Origin of the sequence: Mesorhizobium sp. ES1-3, from assembly GCF_020164795.1 — a bacterium.
Lineage (GTDB): Bacteria > Pseudomonadota > Alphaproteobacteria > Rhizobiales > Rhizobiaceae > Mesorhizobium.
In genome coordinates this window covers 1-25011 of record NZ_JAIUGW010000016.1, presented here as the reverse complement: position 1 = coordinate 25011, position 25011 = coordinate 1, and the positions used below count along the sequence as shown (strand labels likewise).

At 65.0% G+C, this 25011-nt stretch carries 28 protein-coding genes; 18 read left to right on the top strand and 10 right to left on the bottom strand.

Annotated features, from left to right (window positions below):
- Nucleotides 1-67: 67 nt before the first annotated feature.
- On the bottom strand, nucleotides 68-1024 hold the full coding sequence (locus tag LB536_RS20825) for a TAXI family TRAP transporter solute-binding subunit (protein WP_224595892.1): 957 nt from the start codon (nucleotides 1022-1024) through the stop codon (nucleotides 68-70).
- Nucleotides 1025-1279: 255 nt separating this feature from the next.
- Between LB536_RS20825 and LB536_RS20820 the strand changes: the two genes are divergently transcribed.
- Complete coding sequence (locus tag LB536_RS20820) at nucleotides 1280-1648, top strand: YciI family protein (protein WP_027142565.1); 369 nt, start codon at nucleotides 1280-1282, stop codon at nucleotides 1646-1648.
- Nucleotides 1649-1655: 7 nt separating this feature from the next.
- Nucleotides 1656-2900 (top strand): RNA polymerase sigma factor, encoded by a 1245-nt coding sequence (locus LB536_RS20815; RefSeq protein ID WP_224595889.1) that lies wholly within the window; start codon nucleotides 1656-1658, stop codon nucleotides 2898-2900.
- 39 nt (nucleotides 2901-2939) lie between these two features.
- Here the strand turns inward: LB536_RS20815 and LB536_RS20810 are convergent, their stop codons facing one another.
- The 6 genes from LB536_RS20810 to hrcA all read right to left on the bottom strand — a co-directional run bounded on the left by LB536_RS20810 (nucleotide 2940) and on the right by hrcA (nucleotide 8690).
- On the bottom strand, nucleotides 2940-3566 hold the full coding sequence (locus LB536_RS20810) for a glutathione S-transferase family protein (RefSeq protein ID WP_224595886.1): 627 nt from the start codon (nucleotides 3564-3566) through the stop codon (nucleotides 2940-2942).
- A gap of 333 nt (nucleotides 3567-3899) precedes the next feature.
- Complete coding sequence (cysK, locus tag LB536_RS20805) at nucleotides 3900-4880, bottom strand: cysteine synthase A (RefSeq protein ID WP_224595882.1); 981 nt, start codon at nucleotides 4878-4880, stop codon at nucleotides 3900-3902.
- A gap of 176 nt (nucleotides 4881-5056) precedes the next feature.
- On the bottom strand, nucleotides 5057-5674 hold the full coding sequence (locus LB536_RS20800) for a LysE family translocator (protein ID WP_224595879.1): 618 nt from the start codon (nucleotides 5672-5674) through the stop codon (nucleotides 5057-5059).
- A 128-nt stretch (nucleotides 5675-5802) separates the two neighbouring features.
- On the bottom strand, nucleotides 5803-7149 hold the full coding sequence (locus LB536_RS20795; RefSeq protein WP_224595876.1) for a PQQ-dependent sugar dehydrogenase: 1347 nt from the start codon (nucleotides 7147-7149) through the stop codon (nucleotides 5803-5805).
- An 83-nt stretch (nucleotides 7150-7232) separates the two neighbouring features.
- Nucleotides 7233-7430 (bottom strand): hypothetical protein, encoded by a 198-nt coding sequence (locus tag LB536_RS20790; RefSeq protein ID WP_015314792.1) that lies wholly within the window; start codon nucleotides 7428-7430, stop codon nucleotides 7233-7235.
- 177 nt (nucleotides 7431-7607) lie between these two features.
- Entirely contained in the window at nucleotides 7608-8690 is a 1083-nt protein-coding gene (gene hrcA / locus LB536_RS20785; RefSeq protein WP_224595873.1) for a heat-inducible transcriptional repressor HrcA, read from the bottom strand.
- 199 nt (nucleotides 8691-8889) lie between these two features.
- Here hrcA and rph point away from each other — a divergent pair, with 199 nt between their 5' ends.
- The 6 genes from rph to LB536_RS20755 all read left to right on the top strand — a co-directional run bounded on the left by rph (nucleotide 8890) and on the right by LB536_RS20755 (nucleotide 12847).
- Nucleotides 8890-9606, top strand: a complete 717-nt coding sequence (gene rph / locus LB536_RS20780) for a ribonuclease PH (RefSeq protein WP_140765026.1) — start codon at nucleotides 8890-8892, stop codon at nucleotides 9604-9606.
- Between the two features lie 183 nt (nucleotides 9607-9789).
- Nucleotides 9790-10200, top strand: coding sequence for a VOC family protein (locus tag LB536_RS20775; protein WP_224595869.1), 411 nt, complete (start codon nucleotides 9790-9792; stop codon nucleotides 10198-10200).
- Nucleotides 10200-10862 (top strand): RdgB/HAM1 family non-canonical purine NTP pyrophosphatase, encoded by a 663-nt coding sequence (gene rdgB / locus LB536_RS20770; RefSeq protein WP_224595867.1) that lies wholly within the window; start codon nucleotides 10200-10202, stop codon nucleotides 10860-10862. Before LB536_RS20775 ends, rdgB begins: the two co-directional genes overlap by 1 nt.
- Nucleotides 10859-12037, top strand: coding sequence for a radical SAM family heme chaperone HemW (hemW, locus tag LB536_RS20765; protein ID WP_224595865.1), 1179 nt, complete (start codon nucleotides 10859-10861; stop codon nucleotides 12035-12037). Before rdgB ends, hemW begins: the two co-directional genes overlap by 4 nt.
- Before the next feature lie 114 nt (nucleotides 12038-12151).
- Nucleotides 12152-12475 carry a hypothetical protein gene (locus tag LB536_RS20760; protein WP_224595864.1) on the top strand — a complete coding sequence of 108 codons (324 nt, stop codon included), beginning with the start codon at nucleotides 12152-12154 and terminating at the stop codon, nucleotides 12473-12475.
- Between the two features lie 48 nt (nucleotides 12476-12523).
- A complete protein-coding gene (locus LB536_RS20755; RefSeq protein ID WP_140765011.1) occupies nucleotides 12524-12847 on the top strand; it encodes a low molecular weight protein tyrosine phosphatase family protein in 324 nt (107 codons plus the stop codon).
- Between the two features lie 61 nt (nucleotides 12848-12908).
- On the opposite strand, the gene LB536_RS20750 is transcribed toward LB536_RS20755, so the two are convergent.
- On the bottom strand, nucleotides 12909-13097 hold the full coding sequence (locus LB536_RS20750) for a hypothetical protein (protein ID WP_140765008.1): 189 nt from the start codon (nucleotides 13095-13097) through the stop codon (nucleotides 12909-12911).
- A 7-nt stretch (nucleotides 13098-13104) separates the two neighbouring features.
- Nucleotides 13105-13290 carry a hypothetical protein gene (locus tag LB536_RS20745; protein ID WP_224595863.1) on the bottom strand — a complete coding sequence of 62 codons (186 nt, stop codon included), beginning with the start codon at nucleotides 13288-13290 and terminating at the stop codon, nucleotides 13105-13107.
- Between the two features lie 167 nt (nucleotides 13291-13457).
- Between LB536_RS20745 and rsmI the strand changes: the two genes are divergently transcribed.
- The gene (rsmI, locus tag LB536_RS20740) at nucleotides 13458-14354 is read left to right on the top strand and encodes a 16S rRNA (cytidine(1402)-2'-O)-methyltransferase (RefSeq protein WP_224595862.1); all 897 of its coding nucleotides are present in this window, start codon (nucleotides 13458-13460) and stop codon (nucleotides 14352-14354) included.
- Between the two features lie 81 nt (nucleotides 14355-14435).
- Nucleotides 14436-14813: a YraN family protein gene (locus LB536_RS20735; RefSeq protein WP_224595861.1), complete on the top strand. Its 378-nt coding sequence runs from the start codon at nucleotides 14436-14438 to the stop codon at nucleotides 14811-14813.
- Nucleotides 14814-15052: 239 nt separating this feature from the next.
- Here the strand turns inward: LB536_RS20735 and LB536_RS20730 are convergent, their stop codons facing one another.
- Nucleotides 15053-15859 (bottom strand): undecaprenyl-diphosphate phosphatase, encoded by an 807-nt coding sequence (locus LB536_RS20730; protein WP_140764999.1) that lies wholly within the window; start codon nucleotides 15857-15859, stop codon nucleotides 15053-15055.
- 227 nt (nucleotides 15860-16086) lie between these two features.
- Between LB536_RS20730 and LB536_RS20725 the strand changes: the two genes are divergently transcribed.
- From LB536_RS20725 to LB536_RS20690, 8 genes are all read left to right on the top strand, one after another.
- Nucleotides 16087-16779 carry a glutathione S-transferase family protein gene (locus LB536_RS20725; RefSeq protein ID WP_140764996.1) on the top strand — a complete coding sequence of 231 codons (693 nt, stop codon included), beginning with the start codon at nucleotides 16087-16089 and terminating at the stop codon, nucleotides 16777-16779.
- Nucleotides 16760-17914: a tRNA epoxyqueuosine(34) reductase QueG gene (gene queG, locus LB536_RS20720; RefSeq protein WP_224595859.1), complete on the top strand. Its 1155-nt coding sequence runs from the start codon at nucleotides 16760-16762 to the stop codon at nucleotides 17912-17914. Before LB536_RS20725 ends, queG begins: the two co-directional genes overlap by 20 nt.
- Nucleotides 17911-18810: an SDR family oxidoreductase gene (locus LB536_RS20715; RefSeq protein WP_224595857.1), complete on the top strand. Its 900-nt coding sequence runs from the start codon at nucleotides 17911-17913 to the stop codon at nucleotides 18808-18810. The genes queG and LB536_RS20715 overlap by 4 nt, the downstream gene beginning before the upstream one ends.
- Nucleotides 18811-18929: 119 nt before the next feature.
- Complete coding sequence (gene mepA, locus LB536_RS20710; protein WP_224595854.1) at nucleotides 18930-20015, top strand: penicillin-insensitive murein endopeptidase; 1086 nt, start codon at nucleotides 18930-18932, stop codon at nucleotides 20013-20015.
- A gap of 345 nt (nucleotides 20016-20360) precedes the next feature.
- Nucleotides 20361-21407, top strand: coding sequence for a glucokinase (locus LB536_RS20705; RefSeq protein WP_224595851.1), 1047 nt, complete (start codon nucleotides 20361-20363; stop codon nucleotides 21405-21407).
- A 77-nt stretch (nucleotides 21408-21484) separates the two neighbouring features.
- Nucleotides 21485-23344 (top strand): ABC transporter ATP-binding protein, encoded by a 1860-nt coding sequence (locus LB536_RS20700; RefSeq protein WP_140812212.1) that lies wholly within the window; start codon nucleotides 21485-21487, stop codon nucleotides 23342-23344.
- On the top strand, nucleotides 23341-24186 hold the full coding sequence (dapB, locus tag LB536_RS20695; RefSeq protein ID WP_224595848.1) for a 4-hydroxy-tetrahydrodipicolinate reductase: 846 nt from the start codon (nucleotides 23341-23343) through the stop codon (nucleotides 24184-24186). The genes LB536_RS20700 and dapB overlap by 4 nt, the downstream gene beginning before the upstream one ends.
- A 91-nt stretch (nucleotides 24187-24277) precedes the next feature.
- Nucleotides 24278-24898: a 2,3-bisphosphoglycerate-dependent phosphoglycerate mutase gene (locus tag LB536_RS20690; RefSeq protein WP_224595846.1), complete on the top strand. Its 621-nt coding sequence runs from the start codon at nucleotides 24278-24280 to the stop codon at nucleotides 24896-24898.
- The last annotated feature ends 113 nt before the right edge of the window (nucleotides 24899-25011 follow it).

The following is a 25011-nucleotide window of genomic DNA, read 5'->3' as shown; positions in this document are numbered from 1 at the left end:
GAGTTCCATCAACGGGAAGGGGCCGGCCGGCGGCCGGCCCTTGCCGTTCGCAGCGCAATTCGCGCTGCTACAGCAGGCCCTTTTCCTTGTAGTAGCGCTCGGCCCCCGGATGCAGTGGAATCGGCAGTCCCTTGATCGCGTCTTCCAGCTTGATCGACTTGGCCGCGCTGTGCGCGGCGACCATCTGGTCGAGATGCTCGAACAGCTGCTTGGTCATCTGATAGGCCTCGTCGTCCGACAGGTCGGAACGCGTGACCAGGATGTTGGTGATGGCCAGCGTCGGCACGTCTTCCGTCTGGCCCTGATAGGTTCCGGCGGGAATGGTCGCCGCTTTGAACGGCGCGCCGAGCTTCTGCGCGACTTCGGCCGGCACCGCCACCACGGTGATCGGCACCGAGGATGCGAGGTCCTTGATCGAGGCGACGCCGAGGCCGGCCGACTGCAGCGTGGCATCGAGCTGCCGGTTCTTCATCAGCTCGACCGATTCGCCGAACGGCAGGTATTCCGTCCGCGACAGGTCCTGGTACCTCATGCCGAGCGCGCCGAAGATGGCGCGGGCGTTGAGTTCGGTTCCTGATTTCGGCGCGCCGACCGACAGGCTCTTGCCCTTCATGTCGGCGAAGGACTTGATGCCGGCCTCCTGGCTGGCGACGATCTGCACATAGTTGGGATAGATGGCCGCGATCGCGCGCAATTTGTCGAGCTTGTTGGGGAAGCCGGCTTCCTTGTCGCCCTCGGCCGCCGCCTTGACAGAGTCGCCGAGGGCAAAGGCGATCTCGCCCTTGCCCTGCTGCAACAGGTTCAAATTCTCGACGGAGGCCTTGGTCGCCTGCACCTGGGTGCGCACCCCTGGAATATTCTTGCCGTAGATTTCCGACAGCGCCACGCCGAGCGGATAGTAGACGCCCGAAGTGCCGCCGGTCAGCACATTGATGAATTCCTGCGCCTTGGCTGAGGCCGCACCAAGGCCAAGTGAAAGCGCCATCGCGCCGGCAGCAACGAATTTCGTTCTGAAATTCAACATCTGGTCTCCTCCCTGAATGGTGGCCGCATCACCTCCCTGATACGAACAGAGGCGAGTTTAGACAGCGGAAGAGAAATGCCAACCCGCAATTCCACGCTTTAGACAAATGGTTGAGAAGTCGCGAAGCACATGCCCGCTTGCACAAGGCGCGGCCGGAGACGAAAGTTTTTCCGCAAGCTGTCGAAATCGGTCGCCGACGCGCGACATACGTTCGGCCCGCAACGAAGCGGCCTTCCAAACCACGGGAGAAGACCCATGCGATACATGCTTTTGATCAACAACGACGAAGCCGCGCTGGCGAACACGCCGGTCGAGAAAGCCCAGCAGATGAGCGCGGCCTATGCCGCCTACACCGAAGCGTTGAAGAAGTCCGGCGCGTGGCTGGCCGGCGAAAGGCTGCGTCCGACCCAGGCGACGACCTCGGTGCGGATCGCCGACGGCAAGACCAACGTGATCGACGGTCCCTATGCCGACACCAAGGAGCAGCTTGCCGGCTTCTACATGATCGAGGCGGCCGATATCGACACCGCCATCGACTGGGCGGCGCGTTGTCCGGCGGCCAGCACCGGCACGGTCGAGCTGCGGCCGATCTGGGAAATGGCCGACTATATGCCCAAGAAGTGACGGCGTGATGGACACTCGCCCGGAGATCGCCCGGGCGGCCGCCGAGGCCGCCGCCCGGCAGAGCTATGGCAAGCTCGTCGCCTGGCTCGCCGCGCGCACGCGCGACGTGGCCGCCGCCGAAGACGCGCTGGCCGACGCCTTTGCGGCGGCGCTCGAACGCTGGCCGCGCGCCGGCGTGCCGGAAAAGCCGGAAGCCTGGTTGCTCGCCGTGGCAAGGCGGCGGCGTGTCGATGCGGTGCGGCGGCGGCTGACCAGCGAAGCCGGCCGTGACCATCTCAAGCTGATTGCCGAGGAGGCGGAAGCGCGCATGACCGACGAGGACCTGCCCGACGAACGATTGCGGCTGATGTTCGCCTGCGCCCATCCGGCGATCGAACCCGGCGTGCGGGCGCCGCTGATCCTGCAGACCATCCTTGGATTCGATGCCGCGACGATCGCTTCCGCCTTCCTGCTCTCTCCGGCCACGATGGGCCAGCGCCTGGTGCGCGCCAAGAGCCGCATCCGCGAGACCGGCATTCCGTTCCGCGTGCCGGAGCGGACCGAACTCGGTGAAAGGCTGGACGCGGTGCTGGAGGCGATCTACGCCGCTTTCGCCGAGGGCTGGTCCGACCCGGCCGGTACAGAGACGCGGCGCCGTAACCTCGCCACCGAAGCTATCTGGCTCGGCCGGCTGGTGGCCTCGCTGCTGCCGGACGAGCCGGAGGCACTGGGCCTGCTGTCGCTGATGCTGTTCGCCGAGGCGCGGCGCGCGGCGCGGCGCGACCCGGCCGGAGATTATGTGCCGCTTGCCGAGCAGGATCATGCACTCTGGGATCATGCCCTGGTCGACGAGGCCGAAGCATGTCTTCGCGGCGCCGCGACCAAGGGCGTCATCGGCCGCTACCAGCTGGAGGCGGCGGTGCAGTCCGTCCATGCGGCTCGGCGGCTGACCGGCCGCACCGACTGGATGGCGATCCGCGAGCTCTACGACGCGCTGTTCTCGATCGCGGGGTCGCCGGTCGTGGCGATCAACCGCGCGGTGGCTATCGCCGAGACCGAGGGCGCGGTGGCGGGGTTGGCGGCTCTTTACGTGCTGGGTGACAACAAGCGGCTCGATGACTACCAGCCCTACTGGGCCGCGCGTGCCGGCCTGCTGGCTAGGCTCGGCCAGGGACCGCAGGCGGTCGAAGCCTATGACCGCGCGATCGGCCTCGAGCGCGATCCGGCGGTGCGCCGCTTCCTGCAGGAAAAACGCGCCGCGCTCGTGCAGTGAGGTGCCGGAGCGCGGGTGGTGGCCTTTCGGTCCGTCCGTTCAGGCCGGCCACATCTCGTGCGCCGTGTTGAGCGTCTTCATGAGCGGATGCTCCCGCAACCGCGCCCACAGGCGTTCGATATCGGGCCAGGCTGCCCGCGCTCTGTCGATGTCGGGATGCCAGGCCACCAGCATGACGAGATAGATGTCGGCCACCGACATCTTATCGCCGACAAGCCAGTCGCGGCCATGTAAGGCGTCATCGACGACGGCAAAACCGCGGTCCATTTCGGCGACCGCCGCCTGTTTCACCGCCTTCGTACCGTCCGCATCCGCCGTGTAGCGATGGGCATAGTAGAACCGCAGCACCGCCGGGTAGAGCACCGAGGACATGAAAGCCATCCAGCGCAGGAACTCCGCGCGGGTGGGCGCATCGACCGCCGGCGCCAGGCCGGCCTGCGGGTGGCGCTCGGCGAGAAGGATGCAGATCGCCGCCGATTCGGTGATCGAGCATCCGTCCGGCAAGGTCAGCACCGGCACCTGGTTCAACGGGCTGATGGCGAGGAAGGCCGGATCGGGCGCCTCGCTCTTCGGCACGTCGATCTGTTCGAAAGGCGCATCGATCAGCGCCAGCGCCGCCTCGACGACGAAGCCGCCGCTGCCGGGACGCGTATAGAGCTTGTACATGGAATCCTCCCCCGGCCGAACCAGGGCCGCTGGAGATTTGCACTGGAAGCAGGGGTCGACTCAAGCAGGTAAGGGACGCCACGGCAAGTTTTTCAGAGGGCCAGGCTAGGCGCAGGACAAGTGACGCTGGCGGGACGGCGCCCCCCTCTGTCCTGCCGGACATCTCCCCCACTTGTGGGGAGATTGGCTGTTCGCTGCTCTGCGCCCACTTTTGACGTTGAAAATTGGCGAAACCCTTCGCGACACCGATCTCCCCCCTCGTGGGGGAGATGCCCGGCAGGGCAGAGGGGGGCGCTGGCCCGCCGGCGCATGCTATTCCTGGGTATCGAAAACCTAAGCCCCCAGCCCCTCGAACAGGATCGTCGACAAATACCGCTCGGCGAAGTCGGGGATGACCACCACCAGGGTCTTGCCCTTGTTCTCGGGCCGCGAGCCGACGACGATTGCCGCCTGCAGGGCCGCGCCCGACGAGATGCCGACCGGCACGCCTTCGAGGCGGGCGATGAGGCGCGCATTGGCGACGGAATCCTCGTTCGAGACCTTGACGATCTCGTCATAGATCGTGGTGTCGAGGATTTTTGGCGCGAAGCCGGCGCCGATGCCCTGGATCTTGTGCGGGCCGGGCTGGCCGCCCGACAGCACCGGCGAGGCATCCGGCTCGACGGCGACGACATGCAGCGCGGGCTTGCGCTTCTTCAAGACCTGGCCGACGCCGGTGATGGTGCCGCCAGTGCCGATGCCGGCGACGAAGATGTCGATCTCGCCCTGGGTGTCGTTCCAGATTTCCTCCGCTGTCGTCTTGCGGTGGATTTCCGGATTGGCCGGGTTTTCGAACTGCTGCGGAATGATGGCGTTGGGGATCGTCGCGGCCAGTTCGTCGGCCTTGGCGATGGCGCCCTTCATGCCTTTCGGGCCTTCGGTCAGCACCAGCTCGGCGCCGAGCAGCGCCAGCATTTTGCGGCGCTCGACCGACATCGTCTCCGGCATGGTCAGGATCAGCTTGTAGCCCTTGGCGGCGGCGGCGAAGGCAAGCGCGATGCCGGTGTTGCCGGATGTTGGTTCGATCAGCGTGGTCTTGCCCGGGGTAATCTTGCCGGCTGCCTCCAGCGCTTCGATCATCGCCACGCCGATGCGGTCCTTGACCGAGGCGATCGGATTGAAGAATTCGAGCTTGGCGACCAGATTGGCGACGACGCCCTTCTCCTTGGCGAATTTGTCGACCCGTACCAGGGGCGTATCGCCGATCGTGTCGGTGACGGAATCGTAGATGCGGCCGCGGCCGGGCACGCGGGCTGAAGTGACGGGCTTGTTCATTGGTTTCGCTCCCTGGATTTCAGGCAATTGGCAGTAGCCGACAGAATAGGGCTTTCAGCCGCGCAAGATAGGCTGCGGCTCGAAAATATCCGAGTGGGGCGTGTGCTGAAAACGCCTGGCCCCCGGAAAAGCATTTCTCGAAACAGCCGGGCCAGGGAATGGTTTGGCCGAAAGGCCTACTGACGAGCAGCGATCGCCGCCGCGGCGCCAACCATGAAGGCACCGGCGGTGCGGTTCAGCACCTTGAGCGCGCGCGGTGACTTCAGGAACCAGCGCGCCTTGGCCGCCAGCGCCAGGTAGGGCACCAGCACGACGAACAGCACGACGACCGTCAGCGCGACGAGAATGCCGTAGTCGGCAAGCGTGATCGTCTTCAGGTCGACGATGGTGGGCGTGATGGCGAGGTAGAAGATCATCGTCTTTGGATTGCCGAGCGTCACCGTGAGGCCAGCGATGAAGCTCGACAGCAAGCCGCCCTTGCCCTTCCTGGCTTCGATGGTTTCGGGCGTGATGCCGGCGGTCCAGAAGCGCCAGCCGAGGAAAGCGAGATAGGCGACGCCGGCCCATTTGATCGCCAGGAAAACCATGCCGAACTCCTGCGCGACGAAGGCCAGGCCCAGCACCACGGCGGTCAGGTAGATGAGATCGCCAAGCATCAGGCCGAAGGACATGGCCAGCGACGAGCGAAAGCCGGAGCCGAGCGCGCGTGCGACGAGCGCTGTGACGCCGGGGCCCGGGATGGCGGCGGCGACGCCGAGCGCGGCGCTGTAGGCGAGAAAGCCGGTGAGTGTCATGGATGTGGTCTCGGATGAGGGCGCTTTATCGCATATATCTGAATGGAATTGAATTTACCGAGGACTGGATTCGATTGCACCAGACCTCTGTGAGACCTGATGGGGGGCCAGGGCTGCCAATAGACGGATCAGGACCGTCCGTCACTATAAGTCACGCGCCAGATCGTGCCGTTGCCGTCCTCGGTGACGATCAGCGCCCCGTCCTTGGCCACCGCCACGCCAACCGGCCGGCCCCAGACCTCGCCATTTGAGACGACGAAGCCGGTCATGAAATCCTCGTATTCGCCGGTCGGCTTGCCGTCCTTGAATAGAAGGCGGACGACCTTGTAACCGGTCCTGTTGCCGCGGTTCCAGGAGCCATGCAGGGTCACGAAGGCGTCGCCTTGATACTCGGCCGGAAAGCTTTTGCCATCGTAGAAAGCGATGTTGAGCGGCGCCGAATGCGCCTGCATCAGCACATCGGGAATGTCAGCCTTGCCGGCGAGGTCGGGACGCGCGCCCTTGTGGCGCGGGTCCTCATTGTTGCCGATGTAATACCAGGGCCAGCCATAGAAGGCGCCTTCCCTGACCGTCGTCGCGTATTCGGCGGGCGTATTGTCGCCGAGCGCATCGCGCTCGTTGACGACGCACCACAGCGCACCGGTCGCCGGCTGCACGGTCATGCCCGAACAGTTGCGCAGCCCGGTGGCGACGATGCGTCCATTCTTGCCGTCGGGGTCGAAGGCCCGCACCTCGGCCCGGCCCGCCTCGGCGCCCCAACTGGCGCCGAGCGGCTTCGACTTGACCCAGGCGTCGAGCCCGCCTCTGGGTCTCTTGCCCATGTCCTCGGCGATATTCGAGCCGGAGCCGACGGAGAGGTAAAGTGTCTTGCCGTCGGGCGAGAAGGCGATGTCGCGCGTCCAGTGGTGATTCGCCGGAATGTTGTCGACGATGGTTTGCGGCTCGCCCGAGGCCTTCAGGTCGCCATTGCGATAGGCGAAGCGCACGATGCTGTCGCTGTTGGCGACATAGACCCATTGCGGGTCATTGCCGGGCGGATAGAAGGCGATGCCGTAGGGCCGGTTGAGGCCGCCGGCGAAGATGCTTTTCTCCGCGGCTTTCGCGCTTCCGTTCGTCAGCCGGTAGACACGGACCTGGTTGGCTTCGCTGTCGGCGACGAACAGGTCGCCGTTCGGCGCGACGCGCACCACACGCGGATTGTCGATGCCGGACGCGACGAGTTCCGCCGAAAAGCCGGGCGGCAGTTGTGGCTTGGCGTCTTGCGGCCTATCCGTCAGGCCGGCGCTGTTCGAAGCGGATTTGATGACATAGGGCCTCGGCAACTCTTCCGGCTTGATCAACCGGCGCACGCCGGGCTTGTCCGCGCGCCAGTCGCCGAAGGCTGCCGGGCCTTTGAGCACGGGCTGATCGGCCTGCTGGGCGAGAGCCGCGGTCGTGAGAAACAGGGCGGACATCGCCAGTCCGGCCAATCGCATCACTTCCTCCAGTGGGTCGTGGGAGAAATCAACGATCGGTTTGTCCGTGGGTTCCGTCACGCACGGTGAGCAAACTTCTGGAATCAGGTCCCGGCGGCGTAAAAATCGTCGTCCAGGCGTTTTTCCAGTTCCACGAGATCGGCCGGCAACGGCAGCCCCATGGCGCGCATTTCCCGCAGTTTTTCGCGCAGCTGTTCCTGAATTTCGTGCTGGTCCTCCGGCTGGTTGACCATCTCTTCGAGCAGCAGGCTGATCTGGGCCTTGAATGATTCCAGCGCCATTCTTTTTCTCCTTTGCAGCCGGTCCTTCGGTGTCGCACCAAAGGTTCGAGATTCGGGTCAGGCCGAGTCGAAAACGGTGGCTTACGAGAACCGGAGCGGAGCGTACTTAAGTACGTGGGCACCGGAAGCGCAGGAAGCCACCGTTTGCAGGCCGGCTTCACCCGAATATCAATACACCTACCGAAGCATGCGCGATATCAGCTGCGCCGTATAATCAACCATCGGCACGATGCGGGCATAGTTGAGCCGGGTCGGGCCGATGACGCCGAGGGCGCCGACGACGCGGGCGTCCTTGTCGCGATAGGGCGCCACCACCAGCGACGAGCCCGACAGCGAGAACAGCTTGTTTTCCGAACCGATGAAGATGCGCACGCCCGATCCCTCCTCGGCCAGGTCGAGCAATTGGATCAACCCATCCTGCGTCTCCATGTCCTCGAACAAATGCCGCAGCAATTCGATGTCGGCCTGGGCGGTGACGTTTTCGAGCAGATTGGCGCGGCCGCGTACGATGAGTCGTGCCGGCAGCCCGCTTTCGGCGCCCGCCCACACAGCCAGTCCCTTCTCGACGAGGTCCTGCGACAGCGTGTCGAGCGCCGCCCTCGTTTCTTCCTTGATGCGGGCGATCTCGGTCCGCGCCTCGGCCAGCGTGCGGCCGCGAATATGCGCGTTGAGGAAATTCGAAGCCTCGTGCAATTGCGAAACGGTGATGCCGGCCGGCAGGTCGACGACGCGGTTCTCGACGTCGCCGTTCTGCGACACCAGCACGGCAAGCGCCTTGGACGGCTCGAGCTGGATGAACTCGATATGCTTCAGCGCCACCTCGTTCTTGGCCGCCAGCACCAGGCCGGCGCCGCGCGACATGCCCGACAGCATCTGGCTGGCCTCGGTCAGCATGTGCTCCAGCGTCGCGCCCGAGCCGGAGGCCCGCACCTGCGCCTCGATGGTGCGGCGTTCCTCGTCGGAAAGGTCGCCGAGCTCCATGAAGGCATCGACGAAGAAGCGCAAGCCGGCCTGCGTCGGCAGACGCCCGGCCGAAATATGCGGCGCGTAGATCAGCCCGAGATGCTCGAGGTCGCTCATCACGTTGCGGATGGTGGCCGGCGACAGCGAGGACGGCAAGATGCGCGACAGGCTGCGCGAGCCCACGGGCTCGCCGTCCCTCAGATAGGAATCGACTATGCGCCGGAAGATGTCGCGCGAGCGCATGTCGAGCGATTGAAGCGCGGGCGACTGCGACGCGGGATCGACTGCCTTGGTCATTCGGCCAAAAACCTCCGGTTCAAGGATATAGACTTCGGTGGGCCGCGCGCAACCGGTGTCTGTGTCGGATCACCTGGTGTCCGTGTCGGATCACCGCGAGTGTCTGTGCCAGATCACTCGGTCCGTTTTCCTTTGCGCGCTGCCCCCCTTGCGTCTAAAAGCCGGCCACGATTCAAAAAATGACAAGAAAGCAGGCTGAATGCGCCCCTCCAAACGCCAATTCGACGAAATGCGCGCCATATCCTTCGAGCGCGGCGTCTCCAAGCACGCAGAAGGCTCCTGCCTGGTGAAGTTCGGCGACACCCATGTCCTGTGCACCGCGAGCCTCGAGGAGAAGGTGCCGGGCTGGATGCGCAATTCCGGCAAGGGCTGGGTCACGGCCGAATACGGCATGCTGCCGCGCTCGACCGGCGAGCGCATGCGCCGCGAGGCCTCCGCCGGCAAGCAGGGCGGCCGCACGCTGGAAATCCAGCGCCTGATAGGCCGTTCGCTGCGCGCCGTGGTCGATCTGCAGGCGCTGGGCGAACAGCAGATCACCGTCGACTGCGATGTCATCCAGGCTGATGGCGGCACCCGCACCGCTTCGATCACCGGCGGCTGGGTGGCGCTGTATGATTGCCTGCGCTGGATGGAAGCGCGGCAGATGGCCAGCGTTTCGAAAGTGCTGAAGGACCATGTCGCGGCGATTTCCTGCGGCATCCATGACGGCCAGCCGGTCATCGACCTCGACTATGTCGAGGATTCCTCGGCCGGCACCGACGCCAATTTCGTCATGACCGGCAAGGGCGGCATCGTCGAGATCCAGGGCACCGCCGAAGGCGAACCTTTCTCCGAGGACCAGTTCGCGGCGCTTATGGGCCTGGCCAAGAAGGGCATTTCCCGGCTGGTCAGCCTGCAGCAGATGGCGGTGGCGTAATTTCGAAATGTCGAGCTTGAGCGCCCCTCTCTGTCCTGCCGGACATCTCCCCCACATGGGGGGAGATTGGCAGCTTCGGCGCTCCACTCAATCCTGCAACGCAAATGATTGGCGAAAGCCGCGATGGCCGCTGATCTCCCCCCTAGTGGGGGAGATCCCCGGCAGGGCAGAGGGGGGCGCCTCGTGATACCCTCCGCCATCCTGGAATCGGCCCTCTACGTCTCCGACCTCGACGCCGCTGAGCACTTCTACACCGACGTCCTCGGCCTCGAACCGCTCGGCAAGGTCGACGGCCGCCACCTCTTCTTCCGCTGCGGCACTGGCGTCCTGCTCGTCTTCAATGCCGAGGCGACCAAGATTCCCCCGGCGGCCGACGCGAGGCTGAAAGTGCCGCCGCACGGCGCTATCGGCGAAGGCCATCTCTGCTTTGCCGCGACCGCCGCTGAAATCGACGGCTGGAGAGCCCATCTCCAGGCGAAGAAAATCGCCATCGAAAGCGAATTCGAATGGCCGCAAGGTGGCCGTTCGATCTATATACGCGACCCCTCGGGCAATTCGATCGAGTTCGCCGAGCCAAGAATCTGGGGCCTTTGATGCATTCACTCGATGGCAAGAAGATCGTCGTCGCCAGCCACAACGCTGGCAAGCTGCGCGAATTCGCCGACCTGATGGGTCCGTTCGGCTTCGAGGCGAAATCGGCCAAGGCGTATGGCCTGCCCGAACCGGACGAAACCGGCACCACCTTCGAGGAAAACGCCTACATCAAGGCCTTCGCCGCCGCGAAGGCGACCGGCCTGCCGGCGCTATCGGACGATTCCGGCCTCTGCGTCGACGCGCTCGACGGCGCGCCCGGCGTCTATACCGCGAACTGGGCCGAGACGCCGGACGGATCGCGCGATTTCGCCATGGCCATGCAGCGCACCGAAGTGGCGCTGCAGGAAGTCGGCGCGGCCACGCCCGAACGGCGCACGGGCCGCTTCGTCGCCGTCATCTGCCTCGCCTTTCCCGACGGCGAGGCCGAATATTATCGCGGCGAGGCCGAGGGCACGCTGGTCTGGCCGCCGCGCGGCGAGCTCGGTTTCGGCTACGATCCGGTGTTCCTGCCCAATGGCTTCGACAAAACCTTCGGCGAGATGAGCGCGGAGGAAAAACACGGCTGGAAACCCGGCCAGGCGACGGCGCTGTCGCACCGCGCGCGCGCCTTCCAGAAATTCGCCCAAGCTCGGCTTGGTTCGGTGAGGTTTGGCTCCGAATGATCGGACCCGGCACCACCATGGCGCTCGACCGCAGTCCCGGCTTCGGCGTCTACGTGCATTGGCCGTTCTGCGCGGCCAAATGCCCCTATTGCGACTTCAACAGCCATGTCCGCCACCAGCCGGTCGACCAGGAGCGCTTTGCCGCCGCCTTCGAGGCCGAGCTGGAAACGATGCGCCAGCGCACCGGGCCGCGCGAGGTGACCAGCATTTTTCTCGGCGGCGGCACACCGTCGCTGATGAAGCCTGAAACGGTGGCCAGGGTTCTGGACGCGGTGGCCAGGAACTGGACTGTGCCCGACGGCATCGAGGTGACGCTCGAGGCCAACCCGTCCTCGGTCGAGGCGGAGCGTTTCCGTGGCTACCGGGCGGCGGGGGTCAACCGCGTCTCGCTCGGCGTGCAGGCGCTGAACGACAAGGATTTGCGCTTTCTCGGCAGGCTGCACAATGTCGAGGAAGCCTTGCACGCCATCGGGCTCGCGCGCGAGATCTTTCCGCGCCTGTCCTTCGACCTGATCTATGCGCGCCCCGGGCAGACGCCACAGGATTGGCAGGCGGAGCTCGAACAGGCGATCGGCCATGCCGCCGACCATCTGTCGCTCTACCAGCTGACCATCGAGGAAGGCACGCCCTTCCATGCGCTGCACGCGGCGAAGAAATTAGTCATTCCCGACAACGATCACGCCGCCGACCTATACGCGTTGACGCAGGAAATCACGTCGGCGCACGGCATGCCGGCCTACGAGATTTCCAACCACGCCAAGCCGGGCGCCGAGAGCCGGCACAATCTGACCTACTGGCGCTACGGCGAATATATCGGCGTCGGCCCCGGCGCGCATGGCCGCTTCGTCGAGAACGGACATCGGGTGGTGACCATCGCCGAACGGATGCCGGAAACCTGGGCCAATCTGGTCGAGGCCAAGGGCCATGGCATCACTGGCGGCGAGCTCCTGACGCGCTCCGAAGAGGCCGACGAGTTTCTTTTGATGGGGCTGCGGCTGGCCGAGGGCATCGACCTGTCCCGCTACGAGGCGTTTTCCGGTCGCGGCCTGTCGAGCGCGCGGCTGTCGGTGCTGCAGGGGGAGGGGCTGGTGGCGCCGATCGGCAATGCGCGGCTGCGCGCCACGCCCGCCGGCATGATCGTGCTCGACGCCGTGGTGGCTGATCTGGCGCGCTAACTAGATCACCAAGTCGTCGGCCGGAAATTGGCAATTTCTCTGATTGAGGAAGGCTGATAGATATCTGGCTTGCCTAGCTGATGGCCATAACGCTGTTTCGAACAAGGGTGCGCCATGAAATTCCTGATCCATGAGACGTTCCGCACTGTAAACACGGATGATGTCTTCGAATTTGGATTAACCGAAATTTCGAAACCGCAGGACGACGAAGATCTCTATCGAGCCGATGCCGTAATCATTAGAAACCAGAAGGTTATCTCTAGGACAAAACCATCCGGCATGAGTGAATTCGATGTGATCCGGAGTTTTCTTACCTATGTCGGCATAAATCTGAGGGCGTTGCCGCGCGATTACGCGATAGAGTTCGAGCTCTACGGGCTAACCCCGGATCAATATATTCCGCTAACCAAGTCGATACGGGAAATGTTTGATGAGTAATTCCAATGTCACAGCTGCGAAGACGCTGAGCCAGGAAGCCAAGAACCTTTGAAAAACGTCCTCTTCGTCTGCAGCCAGAACCGCTTGCGCAGCCCGACCGCCGAGCAGGTGTTTTCCACGCGGCGCGACATCGAAGTCACCTCGGCCGGCACCAATCACGATGCCGAAAAGCCGCTGACGCATGAGCTGGTCGCCTGGGCCGATATCATCTTTGTCATGGAGAAAATCCACCGCACGAAATTGCAGAAGAAATTCAAGGCCGGCCTGAAGGCGGCCAAGGTGATCTGCCTCGACATAGCGGACGACTACGAGTTCATGGACCCGGAGCTGATAGCGCTTCTGAAGGCACGCGTTTCACGATATCTGGACTGAGCGCCCGGCCCCGGCGTTCGCCTCTCCGCCTTCGGCGGCCGCCTCGCCGATCCGAGCCAGATCAGGCGTCGTGCTTGTGGCGGTGCTTTCCGCGCTCCTTCTCGGCGTGGGACTCTCCGGAGCGGACTGGCTTGGCGTTGTCCTTGTCGCGGCGGCCGCGGTGCTGGTCGCCCAAAGAGGGCAAGGGTGCGCCGTTGCGGGCGTTTTTCGTTTCAAGACGGGTGATGAAGATATCGAAGCGATTGGGCATCGTCCGGTCAGTGCTCCGTCGTGCTGTCGGGTTTGTTGTCGGAAAGCCTGACGTCTGTCGGCAAGGCACTCGCGGCCTGCTTGGTCAGGCTGGTCTCGTTCCGGGCTGGCAGCTGCTTGTCCTGGCGTGCGGCCGTCCGGCTGCGGCCGGCATAATAGGGCTCGAAAGCGTCCTGTATCGTCAGGCTGTCCATCCTGCCCTCCCTTGGGAATCAGGGGCTAAATCTGCCAAGACCGGTTTCGTTCCCTACTGTGGCGAAGGAATGGCGATTGCCTTACATCGGCGTGAGTTTTGCAAGCCGGCACTGGCTATGCCAAACAGATTTGGCAGGCCAAACAGGCTTGAACGGAGACGGCATCGGTGACTGGCGAGACGGGCAAGCGCAGCTATGTGGTCGGGCAGACCGAGATCGCGGCCCGTCCGCTCGATCCGGCGCTGTATCTGGTGGCGACGCCGATCGGCAACCTCGCCGACATCACGCTGCGCGCCCTGGAGACGCTGGCCGCCGCCGACATCGTCGCCTGCGAGGATACCCGCGTGTCGCGCGTGCTGCTCGACCGCTACGGCATTCGCCGCCGCACATCAGCCTATCATGAACACAATGCCGGCGAGGCCGGGCCGAAACTGATCGCGGCACTCGAAGCCGGCCAGAGCGTGGCGCTGATCTCGGATGCCGGAACGCCGCTGGTCTCCGATCCCGGCTACCGGCTGGTCGGCGAGGCGCTCGACCATGGCATTCGCGTCGTGCCGATTCCCGGCCCCTCGGCGCCGCTTGCCGCGCTCACCGCATCCGGCCTGCCGTCCGACGCCTTCCTTTTCGCCGGGTTCTTGCCGGTCAAGGTTGGCCAGCGGCTGTCGCGGCTGGAAGCGTTGAAAGCCGTGCCGGCGACGCTGATCTTCTTCGAATCGCCGCGCCGGCTCGCCGAATCGCTCGGCGCCATGGTCGAAGCGCTCGGCGGCGAACGCCAAGCCGCCATCGGCCGGGAATTGACCAAGACCTTCGAGGAGATGCGCACCGGTACGCTGCGGGCGCTCGCCGACCATTATGCGGCGGCCGATACGCCGAAGGGCGAGATCGTCGTCTGCATCGGCCCCGCCGAGGCCAAGGCCAACGAACCCGAAGACATCGACCGTCTGCTTTTGTCGCTCGCCGCCGAAATGCCGGCCTCCAAGGCGGCGGCGGAGGCCGCGAAAATGACCGGCGGCCAGAAACAGGCGCTGTATCGGCGGCTGCTGGAACTCAGGGACAGGCCATGACCCCAAAAAGTGGAGCGCGGTTTTCTCGGACAAACGGTTTCGTTTGTCCAGAGGTCATGGTCGAGCAAAGGGAAGGCAGCGGTGGCTGAGCGCCCGACCGCCAGCCGCCAGAAGGCCTACCGGCGCGGCCATCGCGGCGAATGGCTGGCGGCTGTCGCTCTGATGCTGAAGGGCTACCGCATCCTGGCGCGCCGCCATCGCACGCGCTTCGGCGAGATCGACCTGATCGCGCGGCGCGGCGACCTCGTCCTGTTCGTCGAGGTCAAGGCGCGCCGCACGCTGATCGAGGCCATGGAGGCGATCGGTCACGAATCGGAGCGCCGCATCGAGGGTGCGGCCGACATCTGGCTGTCGCGCCAGCCCGACTATGGCAGGCTGTCGATGCGCTTCGACATGGTCGCCGTGCTACCCTGGCGCTGGCCGGTGCATGTCCCGAATGCGTTTTATGGGAGGAGCTAGATTGCAAAAGCGGTGCCGCCCCTCATCGCCCTGCCGGACACTTCTCCCCGTATAGTGACGGGAGAAGGGAGCGGCCGCAGCGACTGCGCCCTTCTTGCAACCGTTGTAATTGGCGAAATCGCAGATGACAGCGCCCCTCTCACCGTCCCTATACGGGGAGAGGATGCCGGCAGGCAGGTGAGGGGCAGCGCAAACTTCTGATAACGCGCCTATTCAAACCGACGCGATTGCCCTTGCAATCACCCCCAAACCATCAGCGCCACCAACCCGACAATCCCCACCACCAGCCGCCACCAGCCGAACAGCGAGTAGCCGTTGCGCGAGACGTAATCGAGCAGGAAGCGGACCACGAACAGCGCCGTGACGAAGGCGGCGACGAAGCCGATGGCGATGATCGGCAGGTCGGCAGAAGTCAGCACGTTGCGGTTCTTGAACAGATCGAAGGCGAAGGCGCCGACCATGGTCGGGATGGCGAGGAAGAAGGAAAATTCCGCCGCCGCCCGCTTGTCGACGCCCAGAAGCAGCGCGCCGACGATGGTCGACCCGGAGCGGGACGTGCCGGGGATCAGCGACAGGCACTGGAAAAGCCCGATCTGCAGGTAAAGCCTGGTCGGAAACCGCTCGACGTCGCGATAGACCGGCTTGAGGTTCATGCGGTCGACCACCAGCAGCACCACGCCGCCGATGATCAGCATGATGCAGATCAGTCGCGGCGATTCGAACAGCACCGTCTTGATGAAGTCGTGCGCCAGCGCGCCGATGATCGCGGCCGGCAGGAAGGCGATGAGGATGCCGATGACGAAGTGCCGCGTCAGCCGGTCATGCGGCAGGTCGAGCAGCATCTGCCACAGGCGCCGGAAATAGACGCTGAGGATGGCCAGGATGGCGCCGAGCTGGATCAGGATCTCGAAGGCCTTGCCGGTCGACTGGAAGCCGAGGAAATGGCCCGCGAGCAGGATATGGCCGGTCGAGGACACCGGGATGAATTCGGTCAGTCCCTCCAGCAGGCCGAGCAGCAGGGCTTCGACGATGGTCTGGCTTTCCATTTCTACCTCGGCATTGGCGTGACGGCTAACGGAATGGCTTGCTTGTCATGGCGCCGAAGTCCCCCTATAGGTCGCAACACCCCTGACGGCCCGCTAACCGGGCGGCCAAGACTTACCGGTGCGCCTTGCGATTCGCCAGTGTGGCAATCCGGAATTCGCCACACCTGGGACGAGCGCGATGCGCGAATTCCGGATTCTGAACCAGTGCGCTTTATCATCGCGGAACCATGCTGACGCTTTTCCACCATCCCATGTTCGCCACCTGCCGCTTCGTCCGCCTCGCCTTTGGCGAGTATGGCGAGGAGCTGGCGCTGATCGAGGAAAAGCCGTGGACGCGCCGCAAGGAGTTCTTGGCGCTGAATCCGGCCGGCACGCTGCCGATCCTGCTGGCCGAGGGTGACGTGCCGATCATCGGTGCGACGGTCATCTCGGAATATCTCGACGAGACGCGCGGCGTGCTCAAGCGCGACAAGCGGCTGTTCGCCGAGGACCCGATGCAGCGCGCCGAAATCCGCCGGCTGATCGACTGGTATCTCAACAAGGCCGAAGGCGAAGTCACCCGCCACCTCGTGCGCGAGCGCGTGCTGAAGCCGGTGATGCCGGAAACCGCCGGCGGCGGTTCGCCCGATTCGGGCGCCATCCGCGCCGCGCGCGCCAACATCCGCCAGCACATGAAATACACCAACTGGCTGGCCGGCACCCGTCATTGGCTGGCCGGCGGCAGGGTCACCTATGCCGATCTGGCGGCCGCCGCGACGCTGTCGGTGCTCGACTATCTCGGCGAGATCGACTGGCGCGAACACCCCGCCGCGCGCGAATGGTACACGCGGGTGAAGTCGCGGCCCTCTTTCCGGCCGCTCTTGACCGACCGCGTGCGCGGCCTGTCGCCGGTATCGCATTATGCGGACCTCGACTTCTGACGCGGCAAAACTGCGTGCACTGATCGACGCGGAAGCGCGGCGCGCCGGCTTCGATGCCGTCGCCGTCACCACTCCCGACGCGATTCCGCTGGCGCCGGCACGGTTGGCCGAGTTCGTCGCCGACGGCTTTCACGGCTCCATGGACTGGATCGCCGAGACGATTGAGCGCCGCAGCGAGCCTTCGACGCTGTGGCCCGACGTGCGCTCGATCATAGTGCTGGCGATGAATTATGGGCCGGACCATGACCCGCGCGATGTGCTGGCAAGGCGCGACCGTGGCGCGATCTCGGTCTACGCGAAAAACCGCGACTATCACGAGGTGATGAAAGGCCGGCTGAAGGAAATCGCCGGCAAGATCGTCGCGCGCGCCGGCGGCGACGTGAAGGTGTTCGTCGATACCGCCCCCGTCATGGAAAAGCCGCTGGCGGAAGCAGCAGGCCTGGGCTGGCAAGGCAAGCACACCAATCTGGTCAGCCGCGAGCACGGCTCCTGGCTGTTCCTCGGCACCATTTTCACCACGGCCGAACTGGCGCCGGATAGCGCCGAGATCGACCATTGCGGCTCCTGCCGCGCCTGCCTCGACGCCTGCCCGACCGACGCGTTCCCAGCCCCCTATAGGCTCGATGCGCGGCGCTGCATTTCCTATCTCACCATCGAGAACAAGGGGCCGATCCCGCATGAATTCCGCGAGGCGATCGGCAACCGCATCTATGGCTGCGACGACTGCCTCGCCGCTTGCCCGTGGAACAAGTTCGCCCGCGCCGCGTCCGAGGCCAAGCTCGCCGCGCGCGACGAATTGCGTGAGCCTGCGCTCGCCGACCTTCTGGCCCTCGACGATGCTGGCTTCCGCGCCTTCTTCTCCGGCTCGCCGATCAAGCGCATCGGCCGCCATCGTTTTGTCCGCAACGTGCTGATCGCCGCCGGCAATTCCGGCGATGCCGCGCTTGCCGGCATCGTCCGGAACCTGCTCGGCGACGCCTCGCCGCTGGTGCGGGGCGCGGCAATATGGGCGCTGGCGCGGCTGGTGCCGGAAACCGAATATGCCGAACGGGCCGCGAACGGCCTGAAGAGCGAGAGCGATGGCGCCGTCCGCGAGGAATGGCGCCTGGCGCGGCCAAACAGGACGCATGCATGAGCGAAAAGCAGGTCTTCATCTTCGGCGCCGGCTATTCGGGTAAGGCCTTTGCCCGCGCCAATACGGGAGCCGCCACGATCGTCGGCACGACACGCGTTGAAGAAAAATTCGATGCGCTGCGGCAGGCCGGCATCGACCCACTGCTGTTCGATGGGAGGTTGACGGGCGACATCGGCGATGCGCTGGAGAAAACCACCCATCTGGTGATTTCGATCGCCCCGGAAGAAACCGGCGATCCCGTGCTGAATGCCGCCCGGGAAGCAATCGCGGGGATGCCTGACCTGAAGTGGATCGGCTATCTCTCGACCGTCGGCGTCTATGGCGATCATGGCGGTGCCTGGGTCGATGAAACGGCCGCGTGCCGGCCGGTTTCGAAGCGCTCGATGATGCGGGTCGAGGCCGAGCAGTCCTGGCTGAAACTCGGCCGGGACATCGACCGGCCGGTGGCGATCCTGCGGCTCTCCGGCATTTACGGCCCGGGCCGCAACGCGCTGGTCAACCTGGAAAACGGCACGGCGAGGCGCCTGGTCAAGCCGGACCAGGTGTTCAACCGCATCCATTGCGACGACATATCGGGCGCGCTGTGGCATCTGATTGGCGGCAATACGGGCGGCATCTTCAATGTCACCGACGATGAGCCGGCGCCGCCGCAGGATGTCATCGCCTATGCCGCTTCGCTGATGGGCGTTGAGCCGCCGCCCGAAATTCCGTTCGAGACCGCGCAACTTTCGCCCATGGCGCGGTCCTTCTATGGCGAGAACAAGCGGGTCGCCAATGCGGCGATCAAGGCGGCGGGCTATCGTTTTCGCTTTCTCGACTATCGCGCCGCCTTCGACCACATGTGGGCAAGCGGCGACTGGCGCGACGGCGCGCCGCGCAGTCCGATGAAGGGATAAGCAATTCCAGGAAAAGTGTGAAACGGTTTTCCGTCCGGAATTGCGCCAAAAGCTAGAGCGATCGAAGCGTCGCATGTTGCGTGCTATGATTCGGGCTTGGGGTTTGTGGATCCGGTTTCATGAAGACAGCGACGTCTCTCGGAAAAAAATCACTGCTTGCCGCCGCGCTTGGTCTGTTCGCATTGACCGGTCTCGCCCCACAGCCGGCAGCGGCCGAGGAACGGGCAAAAGACCTGTTCGGCGCCGAGGAACTGCCGACGGCTACCGCCGCGCAATCCTTCGGCTTCTATTCCAAGGGCTGCTTTGCCGGCGGCGTCGCCATTCCCATGGATGGGCCAACCTGGCAGGTGATGCGGCCATCGCGCAACCGTCGCTGGGGTCATCCGGCGATGATCGCGCTGATCGAGAAACTGTCGCGCGACGCGGCCGCCGACGGCTGGCCGGGTCTGCTGATCGGCGACATCGCGCAGCCGCGCGGCGGGCCTATGCTGACCGGCCATGCGTCGCACCAGATCGGGTTGGACGCCGACATCTGGCTGACGCCGATGCCCGACCGCACGATGACCAGGGCGCAGCGCGAGACCATGAGCGCCACGCTGATGGTCGACGAGAAGACGCATCTGGTGAAGGACGCGCTATGGACGCCGCAGCACACGGCGTTGCTGAAGCGCGCGGCGAGCTATCCGCAGGTCGAGCGCATCCTGGTCAATCCGGGCATCAAGAAAAAGCTCTGCGACACCGTCAAGGGTGACCGCTCCTGGCTGCGCAAGATCAGGCCGTTCTGGGGCCACGACTATCATTTCCACATGCGCATCGGCTGCCAGCCGGGCTCGCCCAACTGCAAGGCGCAGGAGGCGACACCGGATGATGACGGCTGCGGCAAGCCGCTGGCCTGGTGGTTCACGCAGGAGCCGTGGCGGCCCAACAAGAACCCCGATGCGCCCAAGGCACGCGACCTGATGACGATGGCCAACCTGCCCAGGGAATGCCGCGCCGTGCTCGACGCGCCGGGGCCTGCCTCGGCCGAGGCCGCGACCTATCACGGCGACGAGGTGCCGATCGCGGTGGCGGCGCCCGAGCCCGAAGCGCCGGCGCTGCCTGCTGTGACGGCCAGCAGCACGGCCGGTCTGCCAAGCGCGGCGAGCGCTTTCATGGCGACACCGGAGGTCGGCGTGCCGGTGCCACGGCCACGGCCCGGCAATTGACGATTGATTGCCGAGGTCGGCGCTGCCCCTCATCGCCCTGCCGGGCACTTCTCCCCGTATAGGGACGGGGAGAAGGGGCTGGCCGCAACCTCCGCGTCCTCCTTGCAATACTGGTGATTGGCGAAATCGGCGATGGCAGCCCCCTCTCCCCGTCCCTATACGGGGAGAGGATGCCGGCAGGCAGGTGAGGGGCGGCGCCGACCCTGGATAAATCAGCCAAGGACGGGATTCAAATTTGAGGCGATTGTCCTGGAACTGAAGGCAAGCGCCTTTCCCTTTGCAAGGCCATGCGCTAGTCAACGGGAAAACAGCGGCACGTAGCCCGGACGGGGAACGGACGAGAGCATGCCAAGCACAGCCGATGACGAGACTTTGCTGCGATTTCCGATCCTGATCGGCGATATCGGCGGCACCAATGCGCGCTTTTCGATCGTGCTCGACGCCAATTCCGAGGCCGGCGAGCCGACCATCGTCCAGACCGCCAATTACAACACCATCGACGAGGCGATCCAGGCGGCCGTGCTCGACCGCTCCTCGGTCCGTCCCAATTCGGCGGTGCTGGCGGTGGCCGGGCCGGTGGACGGCGACGAGATCGAGCTCACCAACTGCCCGTGGGTCGTCAAGCCTAGGCAGATGTTCGCCAGTCTCGGCTTGAGCGACATCGTCGTGCTCAACGATTTCGAGGCGCAGGCGCTGGCCGTCGTCGCGCTTGGCGAAGAGCATATGGAAAAGATCGGCGGCGGCACGCCGGAGCCCAATGCCGGCCGCGTCGTGCTGGGTCCGGGAACCGGTCTCGGCGTCGCCGGGCTGGTCCATGCGCTGCATCACTGGATACCGGTGCCCGGCGAAGGCGGCCATATGGACATCGGCCCGCGCACGCCGCGCGATTTCGAGGTGTTTCCGCATATCGAGAAGCTCGACGGCCGCATTTCAGGCGAGCAGATCCTGTGCGGACGCGGCCTCGTCAACGTCTACCGGGCGGTGGCCAAGGCGGACGGCAAGCCGTCGCCCTTCACCACGCCGGCCGAGGTCACCGCTGCGGCGCTGGCCAAGACCGATCCTGTGGCGCAGGAAGCGCTGGAGACCTTCGTCACCTGCCTCGGCCGCACCGCGGGCGACCTTGCGCTGGTGTTCATGAGCCGGGGCGGCGTGTTCCTCACCGGCGGCATCGCGCAAAAGATCGTGCCGGCATTGAAGGAGGGCAATTTCCGCGCCGCCTTCGAGGACAAGGCGCCGCACAGCGCGCTGATGCGCACCATGCCGGTCTATGTCATCACCCATCCGCTGGCGGCGCTCCTCGGACTTGCCGCCTATGCCAGGAACCCCTCGCTGTTCGGCGTCCAGACGGCGGGCCGGCGCTGGCGCGACGAAGTTAGTCACCCCAAGGCATAGGCAAGCCTGCTGCTTGACGCTAATAGGGGTGCCGAAATGCCCGCCACGGGCAGCGGAAACCGACAAAGCCTTCTGATTTGACACTTCAAATTCCAAACAAACAAAAAGCCCGGCCTGGCGAGGTCACAGCGGTACTGCGCCGCATTCTCGCTGAGAACAGCCATGACTATCGCTGGACCTATGTCATGGTCATCACCTGTTCGCTGATCGTTTCGGGCACGACCGCCTTCACGGCCTGGATCATGGCCCCGATGGTCAACCAGATCTTCTACGAACGGCGTGGCGACGCGATCGTGTGGATCTGCGCCGGCTTCATGGCGGCCTTCCTGCTGCGCGGCTTCGCCGGCTATGGCCAGGCGGTGGCGCTGGCCAAGATCGGCAACAATCTGGTGGCGCGCTACCAGAAGCGCATCTTCGATCACCTGATGAAGCTCGGCGTCGGCTTCTTCAACGACACACGTTCCGGCCGGCTGGCGGCGCAGGTCAACGAAAACGTCGGCGGCATCCGCGACCTGCTGTCGTTGACGCTGACCTCGATCACCCGCGACGCCGTGACGCTGATCGGGCTTCTCGGCGTCATGGTCTACCAGGATCCGGTTCTGTCGCTCAGTTCGCTGCTGATCGGGCCGCCGCTGATCTGGGCCGTCGTCTACCTCACCCGTCGCGTGCGGCGCATAACCCGCGAATCCGTGCTGATCAATTCGCGGTTGATCGGCGCCGTGCAGGAAGCCACGCAAGGGATCGCCATCGTCAAGGCCTTCACCATGGAGGACGAGTTGGCGGGCCGCATCGGCAAGCTCGCCAGCGACGCCGAACAGCGCTCCAACAAGATTGCCCGCGTCTCCGAACGGCTGGCGCCGATTTCCGATATGCTGGCCGGCCTCGCCGTCACCTCCGTCATCGCCTATTCCGGTTACCGGGCGCTCGTTCTCGGGCAGCCGCCGGGCGCGGTCTTTTCCTTCATCACCGCGCTGATCCTGGCCTATGACCCGGCACGGCGCCTGGCGCGCATGCAGGTCGGCATGGAGCGGGCGCTGGTCAATGCACGCATGATCTACGAACTGCTCGACCTCGAGCCGAAGCAGGGCGACGCCCCGGATGCCACGCAGGCGCATTTCACCACGGGCGAAGTGCGCTTCGACAACGTATCCTTCCGTTATGTCGAGGAGGCACCGGTCCTGCAGGGTCTGAGCTTTGTCGCCGCCGCCGGCAAGATGACCGCCGTCATCGGCGCATCCGGCGCCGGCAAGACGACGCTGGTGGCGCTGTTGCAGCGCTTCTACGACGTCGAGAGCGGCACGATCACGATCGACGGCCAGGATATCTCGAAGGTCACCAAACAGTCGCTGCGCGGCTCGATCGCCTATGTCTCGCAGGCCCCCTACCTGTTCGAAGGCACCATCCGCGACAACATCCGCTATGGCCGCCCCTCGGCCACCGATGCCGAGATCGAACAGGCCGCGCGACTGGCCGCGGCCGACGAATTCATCCGCCAGCAGCCGCAAGGCTATGACACGCCGGTCGGCGAGAATGGCGCCACGCTGTCCGGCGGCCAGCGCCAGCGCGTATCGATCGCCCGCGCCATCGTGCGCCAGGCGCCGATCCTGCTGCTCGACGAGGCGACATCGGCGCTCGACAATGAGGCCGAAGCCCGGGTCCAGCAGGCGCTCACCAAGGTCATGGAAGGGCGCACCACCATCGTCATCGCGCACCGCCTCTCGACCGTGGTCAATGCCGACCACATCATCGTGCTGGAACAAGGCCATCTGGTCGAGGAGGGTACGCACGCCTCGCTGATGGCCGACCCGCACAGCGTCTATGCCCGTTTCCACCGGATACAGGGCGTCAAGGGCCTGGGGCTTGTCGACGACAGCGCGCCGGTCGAGACTTCGGTTCAGGATTTGGAAACCCAGAACGTCGCCGGGAGCACGGCATGAGCGAAACATCGGCAACATCGGGCGAGCCGACCAGCGATATGGGCCTTGTGGTGGTGGGCGCGGCCGGCCGCATGGGCCAGACGCTGATCCGTGCCATCCACGCCATTCCGGGCGCCCGCGTCATCGGCGCGGTCGAGCGCGCGGATTCGCCTCACCTGGGCAAGGATGCAGGCGAACTGGCCGGCGTCGGCCGCATCGATGTGGCGATCGGCAGCGATCCTTTACCAGTCTTCGCCAGGGCCGATGGCGTGCTCGATTTCACCACTCCGGCCTCCACGGTAGAGTTCGCCGGCTACGCGGCGCAGGCGCGCATCGTCCATGTCATCGGCACGACCGGCTGTTCGGTCGACGACAATGCGAAAATCGCCGCTGCCGCGCGCCACGCGACCATCGTCAAGTCGGGCAATATGAGCCTCGGCGTCAACCTGCTGGCGGTGCTGGTCGAGCAGGCGGCGCGCGCGCTCGATGCCGATGATTTCGACATCGAGATCCTCGAAATGCACCACAGGCACAAGGTCGACGCGCCTTCGGGCACGGCGCTTCTGCTCGGCGAAGCCGCCGCCGCCGGGCGCGGCATCGCACTGGCCGGCAACGAAGTGCGTTCACGCGACGGCCATACGGGTGTGCGAAAAACCGGCTTGATCGGCTTCGCCGCCCTGCGCGGCGGCTCGGTCGTCGGCGACCACAGCGTGATCCTGGCCGGCACCGGCGAGCGCATCACGCTGTCCCACCATGCCGAGGACCGCGCCATCTTCGCCCGCGGCGCCGTCAAGGCCGCACTGTGGGCGCGCGGCAGGAAGCCGGGACTGTATTCGATGCGCGACGTGCTCGGGCTTGCCTGAAACGACCCTGAACCATCTTCGTTCCTACGCAAGTCCGGACGGAAAACCGCTACACACTTTCCTTGAACGCTCAGACCCCAGAGGAGCAAAAATGTCGAGAACTCTCGTGCTCGTTCGCCACGGCCAGAGCGAATGGAATTTGAAGAACCTGTTCACCGGCTGGCGTGACGTCGACCTGACCGAGCAGGGCCACGCCGAGGCCAAGGCCGCCGGGCAGAAGCTCGAGGCGCGCGGCCTGAAATTCGACATCGCCTTCACCTCGGCGCTGGTCCGGGCGCAGAAAACCTGCCAGCACATTCTCGACGCGGTCGGCCAGAGCGACCTGGAGACCATTCGCGACCAGGCGCTCAACGAGCGCGATTATGGCGACCTCTCCGGCCTCAACAAGGACGACGCGCGCCAGAAATGGGGCGAGGAGCAGGTGCATGTCTGGCGCCGCTCCTATGACGTGTCGCCGCCCGGCGGCGAGAGCCTGAAGGACACCGGCGCCCGCGTCTGGCCCTACTACCTGCACGACCTGCAGCCGCACGTGCTGCGCGGCGGCACGGTGCTGGTCGCCGCCCACGGCAATTCGCTGCGTGCGCTGATCATGGCGCTGGACGGCAAGTCGGGCGAGGAGATCGTCAAGCTGGAGCTCGGCACCGGCGTGCCTGTGATCTACCAGCTCAATGCCGATTCGACCGTGGCCTCGAAGGAAGTGCTGGAAGGCTGAGCTTCTGTTATTTCTGCCAATTGTGACATTGGCGCCGCCCCTCATTGCCCTGCCGTGTCCAGCGGATAGATGGGTAACAGAATGAACCGGATACATAGGTAACAGTTTTCTCC